The organism is Oceanispirochaeta sp. (genome assembly GCF_027859075.1).
GTDB lineage: Bacteria > Spirochaetota > Spirochaetia > DSM-2461 > DSM-2461 > Oceanispirochaeta.
Genome location: NZ_JAQIBL010000077.1, coordinates 25688 through 46347, shown reverse-complemented (window position 1 = coordinate 46347; position 20660 = coordinate 25688). Strand labels below are relative to the sequence as shown.

The 20660-nt window shown below is 42.3% G+C and carries 14 protein-coding genes and 1 tRNA gene; 7 read left to right on the top strand and 8 right to left on the bottom strand.

What is annotated here, in order from left to right; all coding sequences use genetic code 11:
- Positions 1–821, top strand: an 821-nt coding sequence (locus PF479_RS04195; protein ID WP_298002496.1) for a hybrid sensor histidine kinase/response regulator, incomplete at its 5' end; no start/stop codon positions are given.
- Here PF479_RS04195 and mfd read toward each other — a convergent pair.
- The gene (mfd, locus tag PF479_RS04190) at positions 804–4181 is read right to left on the bottom strand and encodes a transcription-repair coupling factor (protein WP_298002495.1); all 3378 of its coding nucleotides are present in this window, start codon (positions 4179–4181) and stop codon (positions 804–806) included. The genes PF479_RS04195 and mfd overlap by 18 nt on opposite strands.
- Positions 4182–4226: 45 nt before the next feature.
- Here mfd and PF479_RS04185 point away from each other — a divergent pair, with 45 nt between their 5' ends.
- The 6 genes from PF479_RS04185 to PF479_RS04160 all read left to right on the top strand — a co-directional run bounded on the left by PF479_RS04185 (position 4227) and on the right by PF479_RS04160 (position 9981).
- Positions 4227–5177, top strand: coding sequence for a hypothetical protein (locus PF479_RS04185; RefSeq protein WP_298002493.1), 951 nt, complete (start codon positions 4227–4229; stop codon positions 5175–5177).
- Positions 5178–5870 (top strand): hypothetical protein, encoded by a 693-nt coding sequence (locus tag PF479_RS04180; protein WP_298002491.1) that lies wholly within the window; start codon positions 5178–5180, stop codon positions 5868–5870.
- Positions 5871–5931: 61 nt separating this feature from the next.
- Positions 5932–7089 carry a methionine adenosyltransferase gene (gene metK, locus PF479_RS04175; RefSeq protein WP_298002490.1) on the top strand — a complete coding sequence of 386 codons (1158 nt, stop codon included), beginning with the start codon at positions 5932–5934 and terminating at the stop codon, positions 7087–7089.
- Positions 7090–7117: 28 nt separating this feature from the next.
- Positions 7118–8086: an AmmeMemoRadiSam system radical SAM enzyme gene (amrS, locus tag PF479_RS04170; RefSeq protein ID WP_298002488.1), complete on the top strand. Its 969-nt coding sequence runs from the start codon at positions 7118–7120 to the stop codon at positions 8084–8086.
- Between the two features lie 66 nt (positions 8087–8152).
- Positions 8153–8225, top strand: a tRNA-Asn gene (locus tag PF479_RS04165).
- Between the two features lie 100 nt (positions 8226–8325).
- Positions 8326–9981: a nucleoside kinase gene (locus PF479_RS04160; RefSeq protein ID WP_298002486.1), complete on the top strand. Its 1656-nt coding sequence runs from the start codon at positions 8326–8328 to the stop codon at positions 9979–9981.
- Positions 9982–9984: 3 nt separating this feature from the next.
- Here PF479_RS04160 and PF479_RS04155 read toward each other — a convergent pair whose 3' ends face one another.
- The 7 genes from PF479_RS04155 to ftsY all read right to left on the bottom strand — a co-directional run bounded on the left by PF479_RS04155 (position 9985) and on the right by ftsY (position 20659).
- Positions 9985–12930, bottom strand: coding sequence for a tetratricopeptide repeat protein (locus tag PF479_RS04155; protein WP_298002485.1), 2946 nt, complete (start codon positions 12928–12930; stop codon positions 9985–9987).
- A gap of 13 nt (positions 12931–12943) precedes the next feature.
- Positions 12944–15430: an ATP-dependent Clp protease ATP-binding subunit gene (locus PF479_RS04150; protein ID WP_298002483.1), complete on the bottom strand. Its 2487-nt coding sequence runs from the start codon at positions 15428–15430 to the stop codon at positions 12944–12946.
- 132 nt (positions 15431–15562) lie between these two features.
- Entirely contained in the window at positions 15563–16858 is a 1296-nt protein-coding gene (locus PF479_RS04145; protein WP_298002480.1) for an FtsX-like permease family protein, read from the bottom strand.
- Positions 16855–17526 carry an ABC transporter ATP-binding protein gene (locus PF479_RS04140; RefSeq protein WP_298002478.1) on the bottom strand — a complete coding sequence of 224 codons (672 nt, stop codon included), beginning with the start codon at positions 17524–17526 and terminating at the stop codon, positions 16855–16857. The genes PF479_RS04145 and PF479_RS04140 overlap by 4 nt, the downstream gene beginning before the upstream one ends.
- Positions 17527–18741: an ABC transporter permease gene (locus PF479_RS04135; RefSeq protein ID WP_298002477.1), complete on the bottom strand. Its 1215-nt coding sequence runs from the start codon at positions 18739–18741 to the stop codon at positions 17527–17529.
- A complete protein-coding gene (locus tag PF479_RS04130; RefSeq protein ID WP_298002475.1) occupies positions 18738–19751 on the bottom strand; it encodes a hypothetical protein in 1014 nt (337 codons plus the stop codon). Before PF479_RS04130 ends, PF479_RS04135 begins: the two co-directional genes overlap by 4 nt.
- On the bottom strand, positions 19748–20659 hold the full coding sequence (ftsY, locus tag PF479_RS04125; protein WP_298002473.1) for a signal recognition particle-docking protein FtsY: 912 nt from the start codon (positions 20657–20659) through the stop codon (positions 19748–19750). The genes PF479_RS04130 and ftsY overlap by 4 nt, the downstream gene beginning before the upstream one ends.
- Between the last annotated feature and the right edge of the window lies 1 nt (position 20660).

Here is a 20660-nt window from a genome sequence, read left to right as displayed (position 1 = left end):
GATTTGAGGCGGGGGGCTCCGATTATATTACAAAACCTTTTTACGGGCAGGAGCTGCTGGAGCGGGTCAAGACACAGCTCGAATTGAAAAACCAGAGAGATCAGCTGGAAAAGAATCAGCTGCAGCTGAAAGAACTTCTACATATTCTGTCTCATGATTTAAGGAACAGCTTTTCGGGAATCTCCATGATAATGGATCTGGCAGAACTTGAAGGAAAATCTATTGAAGTTTACAAAGACCGTCTAAAAGATCTCAATTTAAATGGTCTGAATATCCTGGATCTTGTCAGTACCATGCTTGAACTGGAAGGAAAACCTCTGACTCTCGGTTCTGTGAATCTGAATGAGTGCCTTGAACATACAATCGAGCTCATGAAACCACGATTCAAAGAAAAAAATATAGCTTTGAAGTTGGATCTAGAGGAAAATACAATAGTACTGGCAGAGAAGACATCTCTGATTAATTCAGTCCTGATGAATATTCTGACAAATGCCCTGAAGTTCTCGTTTAAGGGCGGGGAAGTTTCAATCTCCATCAGGACCAAAAACTTCCTGGTCACTCTGGGGATTGAGGATTCGGGTATCGGAATTTCTGAATCACAAATCCTCCATCTTTTTAATGTCCGCAAGGGTATAAGCAGACCGGGAACCAGCGGTGAAAAAGGCAGTGGCTTCGGACTCCCCCTTGCCTGGAAATTCATGCAGGCTTACGGCGGTGAAATCAATGTTATATCCGGAGAAAAAAAGGCTGAAGATCACCCTGGGGGAACCAGGATTATCCTCAGCTTTCTTCTGGCCCAGTCATTAGAGGAGAAGGCTTAACTTTTCTCTTAGAAATTCGGATTTTTCATCCAATCCTATTTTACCAGTTTCTATCATCAGCCTTTCAGGATGTGTCGGATCGAGTTTGACGAGTCCTCCCGACTGGCCCAGTAATTTCATTACTTTATCGACTGAAATAAGAGCTACTTTTCCAAAATCGATATAGACCATGCCTCTGCGTTCCTTCAAATTATTTATCCAGAGCTGCTTGCAGATAATACGGATTTCAGATAATGCCATGAGACTCTGCATTTCTGCTGGAAGGGGACCGAATCGGTCAAAAAGCTCGGAGTAGATTTTCACCTGTTCCGCTTTTTCCGTGATGGAGGCTATTTTTTTATATACTTCCATTTTTTCGGTGGGATCATCGATATAGTTATCAGGAATAAAACCCGTATAATCCAGTTCCAGGTAGACTTCAGGGGGGTCTTCTTCCTTGTCAGTGCTGCTCCGTTTTTCGATAGCTTCTTCCAGGAGTCTCAGATACATATCAAAACCTACAGCCATGATTTCACCCGACTGCTCCCCTCCCAGAAGATTTCCCGCACCTCGGACTTCCATATCTTTCATGGCAATTTTAAAACCGGATCCCAGATCAGTAAAATCAGAAATGATCTGTAGCCTCTTCATGGCCAGATCAGTCAAGGCCTTACTTTCGGGATACAGGAGATAGGCATAGGCTAGACGTTCACTCCGGCCTACCCTTCCCCGCAGCTGATACAGTTGAGAGATCCCATACATATCGGCCCTATCGATGATAATGGTATTTACATTGGGAATATCAATGCCGTTTTCAATGATTGTTGTGGAAAGGAGAACCTGAAAAGCACCACTGACAAAGCGGTGCATAATTTCTTCCAGTTGGTTTGAGCTCATTTTTCCATGAGCTATTTCGACAAAAACCTCGGGAACCAGTTCCTGTAGATAGAGTTGAATACTTTCAAGGCTTTCTACACGGTTGTGCAGGAAAAACACCTGTCCCCCTCTTTCTATTTCCCGCCTAATGGCTCTGGAGACAGTCGCACCGTCAAATTCCTGAATAAAAGTTTCGATGGGTTGTCTGTTTTTAGGTGCTGTTTTCAGCACAGACATATCTCTGATTTTTACAAGGGACATGTGTAGAGTTCTGGGGATGGGTGTAGCCGAAAGTGTCAGGCAGTCAATATTGGTTTTAACTTCTTTCAACTGTTCCTTGGCTTTGACACCAAAACGTTGTTCTTCATCGATTATCATAAGGCCCAGGTTTTTGAAACTGATATCCTTGGAGAGGATGCGGTGTGTTCCTATGAGAATATCAACTTCTCCGGCATTCACCCTTTTCAATACTTCTTTTTGATCCGCTTTTTTTACAAAACGGGAGAGCATGGCAATTCGGACAGGAAATCGTTGAAACCTTTCCTGGAAATTCTCAAAATGCTGTTCTGCCAGGATGGTTGTAGGACAGAGAAAGGCAACTTGTCGTCCCCCCATAACCCCTTTAAAAGCGGCTCTCATGGCAATTTCAGTTTTACCATAACCTACATCCCCACAGACAAGGCGGTCCATGGGACGATGTGATTCCATGTCCTCCTTGATTTCTACTACGGCCTGAAGCTGATCGACTGTTTCCTGATAGGGAAAGGACGCTTCAAACTCAAGTTGGAAATCATCATCTTTAGGAAAAGTATACCCCTGGGCTGTCTGCCGTCCGGCATACAGTTTGATGAGTTTATCTGCCAAATCTTCAACAGATTTTCTAACTTTTTTCTTTTTATTATCCCAGGTTTTTCCACCGATTTTATCAAGCCGGGGATTCCGGCTTTCCTGACCAATGTACCTTTGAATCAAATTTACCTGTTCAATCGGAATGAATATGGTTTCTTCTCCTGCATAACCCAGAGAAATATAATCTCTTTCATTCCCGGCAGCACAGATGCGCTCTATCCCTTTAAAAAGTCCTATCCCGTAATTAACATGAACAACAAAGTCCCCGGGATTCAGTTCAATAAATGAATCAATGACCTCGCTTTTGGCTTTTCTGACCGAGGAGGGAACATTTTTCTTTCGTCCGAAAATCTCATTTTCCTGAATCACGATGAGGTTTTCTTCAGGGAGATAAAATCCGGAAGATATACTCTGAGGGACCATTACAGGCTCAAATTCCTTGAGCAGATAGGAAATCCGGTCTGATTGCGATTCTGATTCTGCAAAAATAAATATTTTACGTCCCTGTTTCCTGTATTCCTCCATTTCCTCCTTTAAATAATTAATATTACCAAAGTAGGAATGCCCCGGGTCGCAGGAGAATGAAATGATATCCGAATCTTTATCCTGGCTGAGATTATGGATTTTTATAGTTTTTCGGTGGCCTTGAATTGTTTCGTCAAGGCTGTTGTGAATCCTGTCGGGTTCGGGCACAAGAAGCTGCTGGTCCAGAGCCTGCAAATACAGTTCTTCATATTCATTTGAAAGATGCTTTTCTCCTGATCTCAGGCTTTCCTGGTCTACAAGGAAAAGAAGATCATCCTTTGAAAAGTAGTCAATCAGGGATGAGGGTGTCTCAAATGCCAGAGGATAAAACAACTCCTCTCCCCTGAAGCCCCCTCTGTTTCTCAAGGCATCAATGACTTCCTCGGAGTGTTCAAAGTTCTTTTCCAGAAAGGTCAGTCGCTCTTCATCCCAGATCATTTCTTTTGTGGGATATAGAGTGACGGATTTTAGTTTTTCTTGAGAACTCTGTGAAATGGGGTCAAAGTATTTTATATACTCTATATCATCAAATTCAAAAACAATTCTTACAGCATCATTATCCCCGGGCATAAAAATATCAAGAACTTCACCTCTGAGGGCAAATTCCCCGGGAACTGTCACGCGAGGAACTCTGTAATATCCAAATTCCTGAAGACGCTTTTCCAAATATACAGGATCCAGAGAATCTCCAATATGAAGATGAATCTTGAGAGATTCAAGGAATTTCCTGGGGGGCAGATAGGATAGAATCGAGCGGAGGGAGGCTACATAAAGGGTATTCTGGTCTTCCATTATGGAGAAAAGGGTGTTGACCCTGTTTCCGAAGACTGAAGCCTGTGGTGAAACGCCTTTATAGACCATGGTTCCCCACCAGGGAAAGAGCCTGACCTTGTCGTGAAAAATAGAGAGGTCTCCGACCATTTCGGCAGCTTCTGTTTCGTTGCCTGTAACGACAAGTCCATTCCGGGCACCGAGTTCCTGAATCTTTCTGATCAGCCCTGCCAGGTAGTTTCCACGGATGCCACTGATATTGACTGGATAATCACCGCTATTCATTTTATCCAGGACTGTCTGGTAGGAGTTGTTTTTAGTAAAATGTTCTCTGATCGTATTTTGGTATAATGTTATCATTTAAATAAACCGAATATAATATTAAAGATTAAATCGGGAGATCCAATGACCAGACCGCGTTTCTGCCTTTTGTTTCTGATCACTTTTATTATCACCCTTTCCTCAGCATGGGCTGCGGATCCGGTATTCAGCATAAGGTATTACAATAAGAAAATCTATTACCCTGAGAGTCCTATTCAGGTGAAAGTGCTTTTATCCAATCCTGGTCCTGAATCTCTATCCTTCAGGATTGCCGATAATAGAACATATAATTTTCTGTTTACCCTCAAAACTATGAAGAATGAAACCATTCCTCCATCAAGAGAATATCTGGTGAATTATGAAAGGAATGAACCTGCCTATTATCGAATGATAACCCTGCAGCCGGGAGAGGAGTTCGGGTTCATCCTGGATCTGGACAGCTATGTTGAAATCCAGGACCCCGGTATTTACGTTCTTGAGGGAGATTTTTTTCCTGAGCTCAAAAACAGGGAGACAGGTATGGGCATACAGTCGAATAAGCTCTCTCTGACGATACGACCTGGAATGTATGAGAATGAATATAAAGATATGATTGATCTGGAGACTGGTGAGATTCTGGCTTCTGCCGGTATGGCTCCCGATGATATTGTTCATTACACTCTTCAAGCCAGGCAGAAGAACCAATGGAATAAATTTTTCCTTTATCTGGATCTGAAAGAAATCCTTCTTCAAAGTAATATGACAAGAAGACAGTTTGAAAAAATGTCAGAACTTGAGCAGGAAGCTGCTGTAGAGGTGTATCGAATGGATCTTGAGATGAACAAGGTTCCTGAAAATCAGGGGATCGTCGACATTCCCGTTGATTTTGAAGTTCTCCAGACCAGCTATACCAGCAATGAAGCCTCTGTGATCGTCAGGGAAGTTTTTCAAAACAACGGATTTAAAGAAATTAAGCGCTATATTTATTATTTACACCGCTCAGATAATATTTGGAGAATATACCGTTATGAAGTTACGAACATAGGAACAGAATAGATGAAGATATTATTAGTTTCTGCCGAGCAGATGACAGCTTCAAGGGTCCACCGTTATTTCACACCCGCCGGATACGGTTTTATACATTATACCAACCCTCTCAAGGCTATGGATAACTTCAACGAGATAAGACCGGATGTGGTCCTATTCCATGAAAGTGAGTATCCAAGGCATTGGAAGCTGGCAGTTAAATTTTTAAGGGAACAGTTTTCACGGGATTCATCCCTCTTTATCCTTCTGGTTGATCCTCTTTTTAATAATGAGGATGCACACAAGGCCCATTTTTTGGGTGTTAATGGCCTGATGCCTGTTGATGAATCCATGGAAAACCTGGAAGCCATGATCCTTCGTTACAAAGTTGCTCCGGAAGTCAGAAAATCTCATCAGCTCGTGCCTGTGGGAGAACATCGTCTTGATTTTATGTTTATGAATCCTGCTAATCTGCAGCTCATCAATTCTCATGTCCTGGAACTTTCCATTACCGGTGCCGTTCTTAAAATCGAGGAACTATACAAAACTACCGGTCTTGAAGCAGGAACAATATTGAAGAATTGTTCCCTGAAGACTCATGAGGGCATTGTTAATTTAAATGTCAGGATTGAACACACCGGTGTCATCTATGAGATATCCTTCCTGGACGGTTCAGAAAACTGGCAGACCGATGTTCAGGAATCAATAGAAGCTTTACTTTAAATTCTGTCTTAACAAAACATTTTGAAACAGGTATGATTAGCCCTCATTTGGAGGTAATTATATGAATTCTCGCAAGACTTACCAGTTTACATCCGAAAGCGTCGGTGAGGGACATCCTGACAAGGTTTGTGACCTTATTTCCGATGCCGTTTTGGACAAAGCTCTGGAACAGGATAAAGAATCAAGAGTCGCCTGTGAATGCTTTGCATCCACAGGTATGATTCTCGTCGGTGGTGAAATAACAACCAGCGGTTATATCGATTTTATACAGGTTGCCAGAGATACTCTTAAAGATATAGGTTATGACGATCCCAACTATGGAATCGATTATCACTCTTTTTCTGTTCTATCTGCAATAAAACCGCAATCTTTTGATATCAGTCAGGGAGTTACTGCTGGACAGGGACTCCATATAGAACAGGGTGCCGGAGACCAGGGACTTATGTTCGGGTATGCCTGCCGGGATACAGAAGAATTAATGCCGGCACCCATACAGTTTTCACATCAAATCATGAAGAAGGCTGCGGAAGTCAGGAAAAATAAGGTTCTTGATTTTCTGAGACCCGATGGTAAATGTCAGGTCACAGTGGATTATGTAGAGGGAAAACCAAGTCATATCAGCACCATTGTTCTCTCTCATCAGCATGATGTAATAGCTCATTCTGTCATTGAGGCCGGCCTGATTGAAGAGGTCATCAAGAAAGCCCTTCCTCTGGAGTTGCTCACAAAAGATACGGTTTTTCATATTAATCCAACAGGGAATTTCGTCATTGGCGGTCCTGAAGGTGATGCCGGTCTGACCGGCCGCAAAATTATTGTTGATACTTATGGTGGTGCTGCTGCTCATGGTGGGGGAGCCTTCTCGGGCAAAGATCCATCCAAAGTGGACCGGTCTGCTGCCTATCTAGCCCGATATATTGCAAAGAATCTTGTCGCTGCCGGCTATGGTGAAAGATGCCAGGTCCAGTTGGCCTATGCCATTGGTATCGCCGAACCAGTCTCACTCTATGTTGATACTTTCGGTACAGGAAGCATGGACGAATCCAAAATGGAGGAAATTATCAGAAAAGAATTTGATATGACACCTTTTGGAATCATTTCACAATTTGATCTGAAACGTCCCATTTATTATCCGACTGCAGCTTATGGTCATTTCGGACGGTCTGAGTTTCCCTGGGAAGCCCTGGATCGTGTTGTTGATCTGCAAAAGTATTTATAATCGATTTCGAACAAAGGGGATTGAATCTATGAGTGCCCCTCCCCTCTATCGATCCCTGGGAGACCGGGGATTCCAGTGTCTTCTCTGTCCTCATTCCTGCATCCTTAAACCGGGAAAACAAGGCCTTTGCGGGGTAAGGACGGCATCAGAGGATAGAATTGAACCACAGTCGGCACCTGTAACGACCATGGCTGTGGATCCAGTCGAAAAGAAGCCTTTTTATCATTTCCTGCCTGGAAGTTCTTCTCTCTCCATTGGTTTTTCAGGATGTAATCTTAAATGTCCTTTCTGTCAGAATCATGAACTCGTCAGCACAAGTTTTACCAACCAGGACATAACAGCCAGGTTCATCCTTGAGAAGGTTCTTGAATCAGGTTTCCCTTCAGTTTCATTTACCTATTCAGAACCTTTAGTGCATATAGAATTTCTCATTGAAACGGCCATCCTCCTGAAAGAAAACAATATTGCCCCTCTTCTTGTCACAAACGGCTGCATCAATCCGGAGCCGGGACGATGGCTGATCTCCCACATGGATGCAATCAAAGTGGATTTGAAGAGTTTTAATTCTCAATGGTATAAAAATGAGTTACAGGGGGATCTGGATAGTGTGAAAGAGTTTATTTCAATGGCTTCCTCTATGGTTCATCTGGAAGTCGTCACTCTGATCATACCCGGAAAAAATGATAGTGAATCAGAAATTCGTGAGTCTTCAGAATTTCTGGCTTGTCTTAACCGGAGCATTCCCTTTCATTTAACGGCTTATTATCCCCAGGACCAATATTCTACCCCCCCCACCTCCCCTGTTTTGCTCAACAGACTGAAACTTATTGCATCTGAGTCTCTTGATCATGTCTATACGGGCAACACCGGGCAGCAGGATTCTACCTATTGCGGAACTTGCGGGATCCTGCTCATTGACCGCAATAGCGGGTTCATTTATCTGAAACCTGAGGGATTATGTCCGGAATGTCACACTCCCCTGTATGGACGGTTTTAGGTCTTCCCACTTCTTCAAAGACTCTGTTGACAGTTTTTTATCAGTCCTGTATATTCATTCAAATATTCCCCTGTAGCTCAGTTGGTAGAGCGGATGGCTGTTAACCATCATGTCAGCAGTTCGAGTCTGTTCGGGGGAGCAAATTAAAGAGACAGGAATATTCCTGTCTCTTTTTTTCTATCCACAGCTCATCCTATGCATTAGAATAGTTACATTAGAATGACAATCTGAGGGTGAGCATGAAAGAATACATAATTAATTATAATGACATGAACATGAGAATCAAAAGCAATTCATGTATCAGCAGTATTATGAACAATGACGACTGTGATGGGTTTCCTCTCGTGGCTGCCTATTTCAATAATGAGCTCATTTCACTGAATTCCTGCGTTGATATAAACGGTGAGCTAAAGCCCCTGTATCTGAACAGCACTGCCGGTGTCAGGCTCTATAGACGAACACTCTGTTATGTTCTTGAAATGGCTGCCCGGGAACTGTTTCCCGGGCATCATCTTATACTGAGTCATTCACTGGGGCACAGTTACTACTATCATCTGGATGGGGCCCCCGCTTTTTCTGACGAAGACCTGATTAGCATTCAGAATAAGATGAAAGAATTTATCAAAAAAGATCATAAAATCATCCCTGAAACCAACAGCTGGCGGGAAGCCCGCCAATATTTTTCAGATATGAATCAGAATGACACGGTCCTTCTTCTTGAATCGGCCAATCAGTCACGGGTTCGAATCAACCGTACAGAAGATTATCTGGCTTTAAGACATGAGATTCTTCTCCCTTCTATAGGGTTTCTAAAAAGTTTTGATGTTATGAATTATTCTGATGGTTTTCTTCTGAGATACCCTCCTTCCAAAACACCGCTGACTCTGGAGGATTTCAAGGATCAACCTCTTCTCTCCTCTATCTATCGAGAGTACAAGTCCTGGGGTAAAATACTGAATGCAGACACAGTAGGGAAATTGAATTCCATGGTTTCTGATAAAAGGCAGACCGAGCACTTTATACTTGTATCAGAGTCCCTGCACAACAAAAAAATAGCTCAGATTGCAGACAATATCCTGGAACGAAAGGGAAAGGTAAAAATTGTTCTGATTGCAGGTCCCTCTTCATCGGGTAAAACGACCTTTACAAAGAAACTCTGTATACAGCTTCAAGTTGTTGGTTTTAATCCTCTCATGGTCTCTCTGGATGATTACTATCACTCTCCTGAACATGTTCCTGTGGATGAAGACGGAAAGCCTGACCTGGAGGCTCTGGACGCTCTGGATGTAGATCTGCTGAATAAAAACCTTGTCCAGCTTTTCAGTGGTAAAGAAACGGAGTTTCCAATTTTTGATTTTAAAAAAGGGGGACGTCAGAAAAGAGGTCGGATACTGAGTATGCAGGACAGAAGTATTCTTGTTATGGAAGGTATTCATGGATTGAATAAGGATCTGACTCCGGATATTCCGGTTTCGCAGAAATTTAAGGTTTATATTTCGGCTTTGACTCAATTGAATCTGGATGATCATAACAGGATTGCCACCACTGATAACAGATTGATCAGAAGAATTGTCAGAGATCATCAGTTTCGAAATTATAATGCCGAAAAAACTCTAAAGATCTGGCCATCGGTAAGACGGGGGGAAGAAAAAAATATTTTTCCGAATCAGGATCAGGCGGATGCCGCGTTTAATTCGGCTCTGGATTATGAACTGGCTGTACTGCGCTTGTATGCCGAACCTTTGTTAAGAGGAATCAGTCCAGAAAAGGAAGAATACGGAGAAGCTCAAAGGCTGCTTCACTTTATTAATAATTTTTCACCGATTCCTTCAAATATGATTCCCGTCGATTCTATATTGAGAGAATTTATCGGTGACAGCAGATTTAAATACTAAGCTCTATTCATCAAGAATCGGAAGTATCTCTGCAGAGGGGGACAGGCTTTCAAGGTCTGTCCTTTCTTCAGGCACTTCAGTTCCAGTTGTTGAAGTCTCAGGGCTATCCATCTCTTCTATAAGGCGATCCATAAGGTCAGAACCTCCGGATGTTTCAGAGAGCATCTGGGCTGTTCGTTGATAACTCTCGGTATCACCGGCATTGTTGTAGGAGAGAGCTGCCTGGAAGAGGGACTTGAGGACCCAGTCTTCCTGGTCGGGATAGCGATAACGGATACTCAAATAGGCATCGGCTGCCTTTTTCCATTCGCCCTGATCCTGCAGTATTTTGGCCTTATAGAACTGAGCTTCTGCACTGAACTTGGAGGTATCACCTTTCAGAACTTCTGAAAAGAGTGTTCCCGCCTGGAGAATATTACCGGCATGATATTGTGCTATTCCCTTATAAAGCTTTATCTGTTCCTGTTCTCTGGGACTGATGTCTAATAACCCGGATAAATCATTCAGGGTTTGCAGGCTTTCTTCCATCTCTAACTGTGTATAAAGAAGGCCCAATTGAATGATTGTTCTTTCCCTATTGGTTAATTTCAGATCAAGTATATTTTGAATCTGCTGCTGATTTGGTTTTATCATCCCCCTATTCAGCATATCCTCCAGCTGCAGAACCGATTGGAGAGATCTGTCATTTCCGGAATACTGGTTTAAGAAAATTTTGATGAGATCAAGTTTTTCTTCACGGTTTTCAGTCAGTGTGAGTGCTCGGTATAGGGCTGTTTCTGAAAGTGGACTGGTAACAAATTCGTTGTATAGTGCAATATAAGCAGTCACAGCCGCCGTCTTTTCACCCTTTTCATATAATGTCTCTGCGGCTCTGAAAAGACCATCCGCCGGAAGAGGACTATCAGGGAATTCAATTTCAAGTTGTTTGAGGTAATCCATTGCCGAATCAAAATTCATAAGCATAAAGTATGACCAGGCTGTCTGGTAGAGGAGCTCTTCTCTCAAGCTGAAATACTCCACAAGTTCCAGAGCTTTTTTAAAACGGATAAGTGACTCGTCCCATAATTCCAGATAACTGAGAGCCGTTCCAGAACGGTACAAACTATCTCCTGATAGGGGATGATTCTGATCCAGGTTCCACAATGCATCAAAGGCATCAGAAGCTTCCTGAAACGATATCATTCTCATATAGCACCAACCCAGCTGATATAGAGTCTGAATTTTTCTTTCAGAGTTTGCCGAGGTGGCAACTGCTGTTTTAAAATAACCAATAGCATCCTTATAAGAACCCTTGTCCATCTGAATCTTTCCTAAATAGAAATTGGCGTCTCCTGTCCAGAGGGTTGGCTTTTTGGTTTCAGCTAGTTCCGTGAATTCTTTTTCCGCCCGGTCAATATCTTTACTGTTGAGAAAACAGATACCAAGCGACAGGAGTGATCGGTAATAAAGTTCATCTTTCGGTTGTGTTTTCAGTACTTCACTGAAGTATTCGGAGGCCCTGTAAAACTCTTTTCTGAGCGTATAAATATATCCAATCCTGTAGCGTGTCTCATTTAACACAAGCCTGTCATCGGTTTCGACATTCAGGATATTCTGATAATAACGGAGGGCTTCGTTATGTTTGCCTTCCTTGTAAGATATGTTTCCACGCATATAGAGATAGAGTATCTTTTTTCCAGTATCCGGGTATTCTGTAAGCATCCTGTCAAGATGATTTTTGAGTGCCAGATCCTGAGCATTTTTTTCATAATATAGAACAATCCAATCCCCGACTTCTTCTCTGTGCTCATTGCTCCTGAATTGATTGAAGAGTTTTTCAAAGAGTAGAACCGTTCTGGCAGACTCATCCTTGTTTTCATAGATGATACCGCTTCTGTAGAGGCTTTCTCCTGATATATCGGGATCCAGTCCCTTTGAGGCATTCATGTACCATTTTAGAGCTTCCTCAGGCTTCTCCTCCCAGGTTCGAGCCATGTTGAACTGAAGTTTCTGAATCTCCATAGGATTCTTTTCATTTTCCAGGAGCTTGGTAAGGGAGGTTCTGGCGGCAGTCATATTTCCATCGGCCATATAGCTCTCTGCCAGAATAATATGTGCTTCCATAATGTACTTGCTCTTGGGGAATTCGGTTGCCAGAAGATTCATGTACTCTTTTGCATCATCCTGTTTATTCATCATTGAATAGAGAGAACCCAATCTGAATACAGCTTTTTCTCTGTTTTCTGAAGAGCTGTAAAGGGTCAGAAATGTTTCATATTTTTTTAGACTGGCATCATAGTCTTTCAGCTGATAATAGCATTCTGCCTGATAGAAGGGAATTTCTTTCATGACTTGAGGTATCCCACTATAGTCAACAGTGACCCTTTCGAAAAAGTCCAGAGCAGCTCTATAATTCTGAAGTTTCAGCTGAATATAACCTTGACGTTCCAGGGATAGAGCCGAAAGATCTCTCCCTGGATTTGATTCGAAAAGTTGACTATAGGATAGACCGGCTAGCTCATATTGTTCTGTTTTTTCATAGGAATAGCCCAGAAGCTGCAGACTTTTTTGTCTGAAGTATAACTCTTCGGTTATTTCAGATTGTTTTTTCAGTTCGATAATTGCCGATCTGAAATTATCCTGGCCATAATAGCAGAGACCTTTCCAGTAATGGATTCGTCTGATATAGGCAGAGCTGGGATAATTGCGTTCATACCGTTCAAAATGGCTGATAACCCGATCAAATTTCCTCAGGTAGAACAGGGAGACCCCTATCATATAATCAGCCTGATCCACCCTTGGATCCGAGGGATACTGATTAATAAAATCCTGGAAGCTTTCTATAGATCTGGAAAAAAGCTTCTCTGAAAAGGCATCTCTGCCCTCCTGAAACAGTTGCGACCCTGATTGGGCGATAATGTCCATCGAAATGAGAAGGAATAAGAGTAGGATCAGGGCTAACTTCTTCAAGGGTTTACTCCATTCAGGCTTTTATTGCTTTTTTATCTTGCCTTTTTCTGAATCGTATCTGTCCGTTCCGCATTTCCGCTGAAACAGTGCTCCCAGGACCGAATTTGCCACTGAGTATGCCCAGGGAAAGGGGATCTTCAATTTCTTTCTGTACAGCCCGTCTCAAAGGTCTGGCTCCATAGTTCACATCATACCATTTGCTAATTAAATATTCTTTAACTTTTGATGATATTTCAAGGTGGATCTTCTGCCGCTCCAGCCTGTCAAGAATTTCCCTGGCCGTTAAGGTTAAAATACTCATAATATCTTTATTATCCAGGGAGTGGAACATACATATTTCATCGACTCTGTTTAGAAACTCCGGCCTGAACAATCTTTTCAGTTCATTCATGGCTATCGATGAGTGATCATCCGGAGAATGAGCTTTGCCGGATATCTGAAACCCGGGAGATGTTTTGATCATATCCCGGGCTCCTACATTGGAGGTCATGATGACAACAGTATTTCGGAATGAAACTCTATGTCCCAGGTTATCCTGCAGCTCTCCTTCTTCCAGAACCTGCAGCAGTAGATTATAAACATCCATATGGGCTTTTTCTATCTCATCTAAAAGGATAACACTATAAGGCTGGCGTCTTATTTTCTCCGTGAGAACACCACCTTCTTCATATCCAACATAACCGGGAGGTGAACCGACCAGGCGGGATACATTATGTTTTTCCATAAAATCAGACATATCCAATCGGATAAGAGATTCTTCATCACCGAACAGAAAGGTTGCCAGAGACTTGGCCAGATGTGTCTTGCCTACTCCTGTAGGGCCCATGAAGATGAATGAACCGATTGGTCTAGCGGGAGAAGTCATTCCTGTTCTGGATCTTCTGATAGCACTGGCTACGATTTGTATGGCTTCGCTCTGGCCGATGACGGTTTTATGAAGTTCTTTTTCAATATCCAGAAGTTTATCGGATTCACTTTTAATCAGCCTATAGATGGGAATTCCTGTATTCTCTGAAACAACATTCTGAATATCCTCTTCGGTGATCTGATTCTGCTCTTCCTTCAGAGTTTTTTTCCACTCTTCCTTCAGTTTTTCAATCTCATTTCTCAGATTCCGGACACTATCTCTGACAGAAGCGGCTTTTTCATAATTCTGGGCATTTACAAAAGAAATTTTTTCTGCAGTGAGTTCTGCAATTCTGACTTCCAGATCAGAAATCTCTCCGGGTTGAAGGGCATTACTCATCCTCATGCCCGCACCTGCTTCATCCAGAAGGTCAATGGCTTTATCCGGGAGGCTGCGATCCGAAATATAACGGGCCGATAGTTCTACCGCCGCATGGATGGCTTGATCAGTATATGAGACATTGTGATGATCCTCATATCTTTGCTGTATGCCCTTCAAAATGGTTATCGTTTCATCCAGGCTGGGTTCGTTTACAATGATGCTCTGGAATCTTCTTTCCAGGGCAGGATCCTTTTCAATATGTTTCTTATACTCTTTGAGAGTGGTTGCACCAACACACTGTAACTCTCCTCGGGATAGAGCCGGCTTCATCATGTTCGATGCGTCAATGGCTCCTTCGGCCCCTCCGGCACCGATAATCGTATGAAGTTCGTCTATGAAAAGTATAATATTACCGCTGTGTTCTATTTCTTTGAGAATTTTTTTGAGGCGTTCTTCAAATTCTCCTCTGTACTTTGTTCCTGCCACAATCGACGCCAGATCCAGGCTGATGACTCTTTTTCCTGAGAAGAAATCCGGTGCTGTTCCATCCTGAATCCGGATGGCCAGCCCCTCGACAACAGCCGTTTTTCCGACCCCGGGTTCTCCGATTAACACCGGATTGTTCTTAGTCCGTCTGGCCAGAATCCGGAGAACCCTGTTTATTTCCCGTTCCCGTCCTATGACCGGGTCCAGCAGGTTCTTCTCCGCCATCGCGGTAAGATCCCTGGAATATTCTTTCAGCAAACCAGTGACTTCCTTAGCCATATTGAGCCGAGGTCTTGTACCGTTGGCTCCCAGAGGATTGAGGGGGGGGGTTATATTTCTCTGCCTTTTTCTATTGATGTCAAAGAGAATACTCCTTAGAATTTCAGTGGTGACGTTGTATGCTGATAAATAAAGGGCTGCCGTACTGCCTGGTTCTCCCGCGGCAGCAATCACAAAATGTTCTGTTCCAATAAATTCATGGTGCAGGGCCGTTGCCTCATTGGCCGCACTTTCAAGAAGAAAACGCAGACGCCCGGAAGGGGGCACTTCACCTGTTGTCAGGTTCGCCAAATCTTCTTTTGGAATTGATTTTTCAATTTCCAGGGCCATCTCCTGTGTATTCACACCCAATTTTTTAAGGAGATTAAAACCGCTTCCTTCCTTGTCCTTCAGGACGGCCATAACCACGTGTTCAGGGAGTAGTTTTTCGGATCGTAGCCTTCTCGCTTCATCCTGGGCAAGTATGGAGAGTATTCTCTGAGCCTCACGGCTTAAACCTTTTAACATTATAACCTCGTTAACTGATACAATTGTTGTTTTTATCTTAACTAATTATCATCTACTGAACCAATTTTTTAAAGCATAAAAATGTTGGCTCATTTGGTTTTTCTTTTTGAAATACAGGAATATGTCTTCTGATCAATGTTTTCTCAGAATATCAAGAGGGATAATTTTACTAATATTTCGGATAGGAATCAGGGCTGCCACCATAGATAAAAGTGTGGTCAATACAAAGATAATCAAAAGAACTCCCGTGTCAATGTTAATATTGAAACTATCCAGATAATATTCACTGTTCAACAGTGAGATATCCCCAGGGGATACAATATTGAATATACGGTAAAACAGATTAAGAAAAGCGTTAATCATTCCCTCGGCCAGATTAATGATTAAATTGAATCTCATAGCAATCAATGTTCCCGTTCCTATTCCTATGATACTACCCCCTGCACCTGCCAATCCAGCGGTTAAAATGTATTGAAAAGATAAAAAACTATTACTCATTCCCATACTCTTCAGAATGCCGATATCCTGTTCATTCTCCATGACAAGCATGATCATGGAAGAGGATATATTCATAATTGCCACTACCACGATAAGAGTCATTATCAGGATCAGAAGAAGTTTGGTGGTTTGATAGTTATTTTGTTGTGAACGATTGAGAGACTGCCAGGTATAGAGTCCCCAACGGCGGCTCTCCAGGGATTTTCTGACAGACTGTACCAGGGGTGATAAGTCAGCATATGGATCATTTACCTTGAGAAGAAACCGACTGGCTGACTCACTATCCTGAAGTATTTTCAATCCCTTTTCTATGTTAATAAAGACCCAGAGCTTGTCCAGGTCCTGGTAGCCAGTAGAAAATATTCCCGTAACGATAAATCTTGATATTTTGGGGATGTATTTTCCAGAGGAAAGGGTTTTTCCTGTCAGTATTTTTACAGTATCTCCTATTCCGAGATTCAGTTGAGATGCAGTTTCTCTTCCAAGGATAATATTTTCATTCGATGAAAGATCAAAATCTCCCTGGAGAATTGCCATGTATTTCTGAAAAGAGGAATCCGATCTGTAAAGGTCAGGGCTGATGGAACGGATTGAAACAGCAGTCTGTTGATTTCCTGCTGTTGCAATACCCATGCCGCTATGTTCTCTTTGAACCTGAAGGATACCGTCTGTCTCTGTAAGAGCCCCAGCTGTACTGTTCCAGTCATCCGGGGTCAATTCTTCGTAGGGGCGCAGTTGCAGATGAAATGTTCCAGTCTCAATGTATCTGTCTGTGATTCCTTTGATCATACCTTCAGAAAGGAATATGACTACAACCAGGGGAATCATACTGAGAGCTATCCCGAGGATCGAACCGAATATTGGTTTCGACTCTCTTTTTCGGGGGCCGATAAAAAGGCGGATTGTCATATCCAGGAGCAATGATTTCATAGGGCGTTTAACTGTCCGCCTTGAAGATGATACTTCAGGGTTGTTCGGGAAGCCAATTGCCGGTCATGTGTTGCCAGTATCAGGGAGACACCTTTTTCGCTGGTGAGTGAAAAAAGCATGTCCTCGACGAGTCTTGAATTCTTTTCATCCAGACTCCCTGTCGGTTCATCTGCCAGGATCAGTTGAGGTGAATTGATCAAGGCTCTAGCCAGGGCAATACGCTGTCGTTCCCCCCCTGAGAGCTGACCCGGGTAATGATGACTTCTGTTTTCCATATTGACAGATTTTAATAGATCCTGGGCTTTCATTCTGAGTTCTGAAAGATTTTGCCCCTGAATTCTTCCGGGAAGCATAATATTTTCAAGAGCGTTAAAATCTTTAAGAAGATAGTGAAATTGAAATATAAATCCCGTATTTTTGTTTCTGTACTCAGCCATTGTATTCTCATCAGCCCTATGAAGAGAAACGCCGCAGCTCTTTATTTCACCCGAATCTGCCTTATCTAAAGCACCGACAATATTTAGAAATGTACTTTTCCCGCTGCCGCTTTCACCTGTCAAAGACATAAGAGCCCCACGGGGAAAGGTGAAATTAATATCATCCAGGATGAGTAGAATATCATCACCCGAGGTATAAGTCTTGGTCAGATTTTTTAATTCAACTATCATTTATTCATTCCTGAAAATCTCTGCAGGGAAAACTTTTGAAGCCCTTATAACAGAGGAATAAGAGGCTATGAGTACGGTAAGAAAAGCCGTAACATTAATTGTAATTATGTCCTGCCATAAAAACTTAACAGGTATTTCCATAAAATAAAACTGAGTCGGAGGATTAATAAACCAGGGAAAAAAACTGAACCATTCATAAAACTTCATCTGGATGTTCAGAAAGAAAGATATGATTTCATTTATATTTTCAGAGAGGATGATCCCCAAAGCAGTGCCTGTTAAACTACTGATGAGGGAAATGATGATTCCCTGATCTGTATAGATCCTGAGAATATCCTGTGGAGTACCTCCCAGGGCTTTAAGCAAAGCCAGTTCTGCAATCCGTTCTTTTACATTCCTCTTCATGGAATGATAAATATTGACTGAAACTACGATAAAGATAAGAGCAACAATGAGAAACATGAAAATCTTTTCTATTTTCAAAGCGTTGAAGAAGGCACTGTTGTATTGGCGCCAGGAAACAGGATTCAAATCGGGATACAGCTGATTCAGTTTCTTCATGACTGGTTTGTCCCGGAAATGATTATCCAGTTTAATGCCGACAACATAAGGGGCTGAAGAGAAGTCACTCAGAGAGGAAAATGCCATATTTCTGTCATATTCATAGTATCCCGTCCTGAAAATCCCTGACACCTTTAAATTTCTGTTTTCAAAGGAAGTCGTTTTGATACCTAGAAATGAAAATTGAAGTGTATCACCGGTTTCGACCGACAGGTACCTGGCCAGATCTGTTCCCAGAAGGACTTCATTGTCATTCACAGGGAGAACACCATCCACAATTCTTAGTTCTTCCAGAAATGAAATGTCATTTTTTACGGCTTCGAAATCGATGAATCGAAGTTGGCTGCCCGAACTCAGTGCCTGGGATGTCGTGAGTATCCCCGTCTGGTCCCGGAAAGGAACAGCACTACGAATCCCATCCAAGGTAAAATGGGGTGAATCTCCCCGGGATATGGGAACTCGAATATGATAAGAATATATTTCATTGATGCTTGTAATGAATCCCTGTTGAAATCCGTTCATAACCGTGAGGACTGTAATCAGGGTCATGATTCCGATACTCAAGCCTAATATGGCAAGTGTATTTCCAAGATGCCCTTTTCGTCCATTATGTGTGAATAAATACCGGATTGAAAGAAAGTGAGTCCACATCATAAATCCTCATCCTGTACAAGTCTTTTGATAATTTCTTCATTATTCCTGTAAAGGGTTTCCCAGGTGGTATCATCTGTCATTTCTACAATTTTAAACAGAACTCCATTCCTATAGTGATTGGTTAAATAGGGCTCACTCTGGCCTGACTTGTATTCGTATTCCCGGACAAGAATCAGTCCATTGCTCCTTTGCTGGGTTTTGGTCAGATTTCCATTGCTGTATGTATTCTGTTCTGAAAACTCGAGAAGCTCATTTTTGTAAATATTATTAATCAGAATTCTGCCATCATCATTGTATCTCAGAACTGTCCTTGTCTTATTGGGTATATTGTATATAACATTTTCGATGAGTACGCCTGCATCAGAATATGTATATACACTCTCTTCAATATCGGATTCATCCGTTTTAATCAGCTGCCGTATAAGCAAGCCTGATTCATATTTATACAAGGTTGTCATATTGTTTTCTTTTAGGTAGAGAGTATCAATATATTGACGGTTGAAGTCTCCTGACCGCCATTCGATGCTGTCTCCGGTATCACTCTCAAGGTTCCGGAGAGAACCGTTCAGTCTGTACTCAATGGTATTCCCCATGAGAATATCACCTTCTTCATTCCTGTTCTCAATTCGGATTAATTGCCCCGAATTGTCATAAAAAAAGTACTTATGGATTAGAAAAGTTCCGGTAGAGTCATATAAAATCTCTTCTTGTATCCGGTCGTTAAGATTTGAGATGGTTTCTGTACGCAGGGAGCCTTTGTAATAATATTTTTCACTGTCAAGAATTTGTCCATTCGAATTTATTCCGGTATTCTCCCAGCGCTTATATTCTTTCTGCTCTTTATAGAGGGTTCTGCTGCTTGTTCTCTCTTCATTCTGGAGGGCCAGAACCCACTGTGAATCCTCTAAAGATTCAACAGGAGAGCCTTGAAACCCCAGCCCATCTGATTTATAAAGTTCCTGTGCTCCCAGGGGAGACAGGAACAGAAAAAGCAGCAGTATAATTCTCATTCCAAGGCCAGCAGATCATCCAGATAGTTCTCAGGACTAAACTCAGAAAGATCATCCAGTCCCTCACCATGACCGACAAAGGCAACAGGAATATTTAGTTTTCTGTTGATGGCAACTATCAGACCGCCTCTGGCTGTCGCATCGTATTTTGTGAGGATGATACAATCCACATGGACCGCCTCATTAAAAACTTCTGCCTGTTGAAGTCCATTCTGCCCTGTTGTGGCATCCAGAATCAGTATTTTTCTGTACTGTCCTCCATTCAGGTTTGAATTGACGATCTTATCTATTTTTTTGAGTTCATTCACCAAATTGGATTTATTGTGCATCCGTCCTGCCGTATCGGCCAGGATCAATTCTTCACCATGACTCTTAGCAGAGGCAATACTGTCATAGATAACAGCCCCGGGATCGGATCCATGTTTTTGAGCAATCACTCTGTTTCCGGTTCTTTCTCCCTGTATCTTTAATTGATCTATAGCGGCCGCCCTGAATGTGTCTCCGGCACTGAAGAGGATTTTAACGCCCTCCTGTTTCTTGTAATACTGTGCCAGTTTGGCTATGGTGGTTGTTTTACCAACCCCGTTCACCCCAAGGACTAAGAATACATTGAGTTTATCATGATCCGGCAGGATTCTTATGGTCTTCAGGTTACCGGAAATGATAGCTCTGAGTTCTTTCAGAATGGTTTCCTTGTCCTTGATCTTGTCTTTCATTATCCTTTCCCGGAGTTCATCAACAATTCCCATGGCCACAGATCCGCCCATGTCACCGGTGATAAGCATTTCTTCCAGTTCATTATAAAATGTATCAAGGCTGGGAGTTTTGCCGAACAACTCTGCAATCATAAGCCCCAGGTTTGCTTTCGGGCCTTTTCCTTTATCTTTTTTCTTTTTATTCCAGAACATA

What these genes read in the sequence shown, in the direction of transcription:
- PF479_RS04140 (WP_298002478.1), bottom strand. Translation starts at nt 17,526, where the DNA reads ATGATAGTTGAATTAAAAAATCTGACCAAGACTTATACCTCGGGTGAT.
- PF479_RS04150 (WP_298002483.1), bottom strand. Translation starts at nt 15,430, where the DNA reads ATGTTAAAAGGTTTAAGCCGTGAGGCTCAGAGAATACTCTCCATACTT.
- metK (WP_298002490.1), top strand. Translation starts at nt 5,932, where the DNA reads ATGAATTCTCGCAAGACTTACCAGTTTACATCCGAAAGCGTCGGTGAG.
- amrS (WP_298002488.1), top strand. Translation starts at nt 7,118, where the DNA reads ATGAGTGCCCCTCCCCTCTATCGATCCCTGGGAGACCGGGGATTCCAG.
- PF479_RS04180 (WP_298002491.1), top strand. Translation starts at nt 5,178, where the DNA reads ATGAAGATATTATTAGTTTCTGCCGAGCAGATGACAGCTTCAAGGGTC.
- ftsY (WP_298002473.1), bottom strand. Translation starts at nt 20,659, where the DNA reads ATGTTCTGGAATAAAAAGAAAAAAGATAAAGGAAAAGGCCCGAAAGCA.
- mfd (WP_298002495.1), bottom strand. Translation starts at nt 4,181, where the DNA reads ATGATAACATTATACCAAAATACGATCAGAGAACATTTTACTAAAAAC.
- PF479_RS04185 (WP_298002493.1), top strand. Translation starts at nt 4,227, where the DNA reads ATGACCAGACCGCGTTTCTGCCTTTTGTTTCTGATCACTTTTATTATC.
- PF479_RS04135 (WP_298002477.1), bottom strand. Translation starts at nt 18,741, where the DNA reads ATGATGTGGACTCACTTTCTTTCAATCCGGTATTTATTCACACATAAT.
- PF479_RS04160 (WP_298002486.1), top strand. Translation starts at nt 8,326, where the DNA reads ATGAAAGAATACATAATTAATTATAATGACATGAACATGAGAATCAAA.
- PF479_RS04130 (WP_298002475.1), bottom strand. Translation starts at nt 19,751, where the DNA reads ATGAGAATTATACTGCTGCTTTTTCTGTTCCTGTCTCCCCTGGGAGCA.
- PF479_RS04145 (WP_298002480.1), bottom strand. Translation starts at nt 16,858, where the DNA reads ATGAAATCATTGCTCCTGGATATGACAATCCGCCTTTTTATCGGCCCC.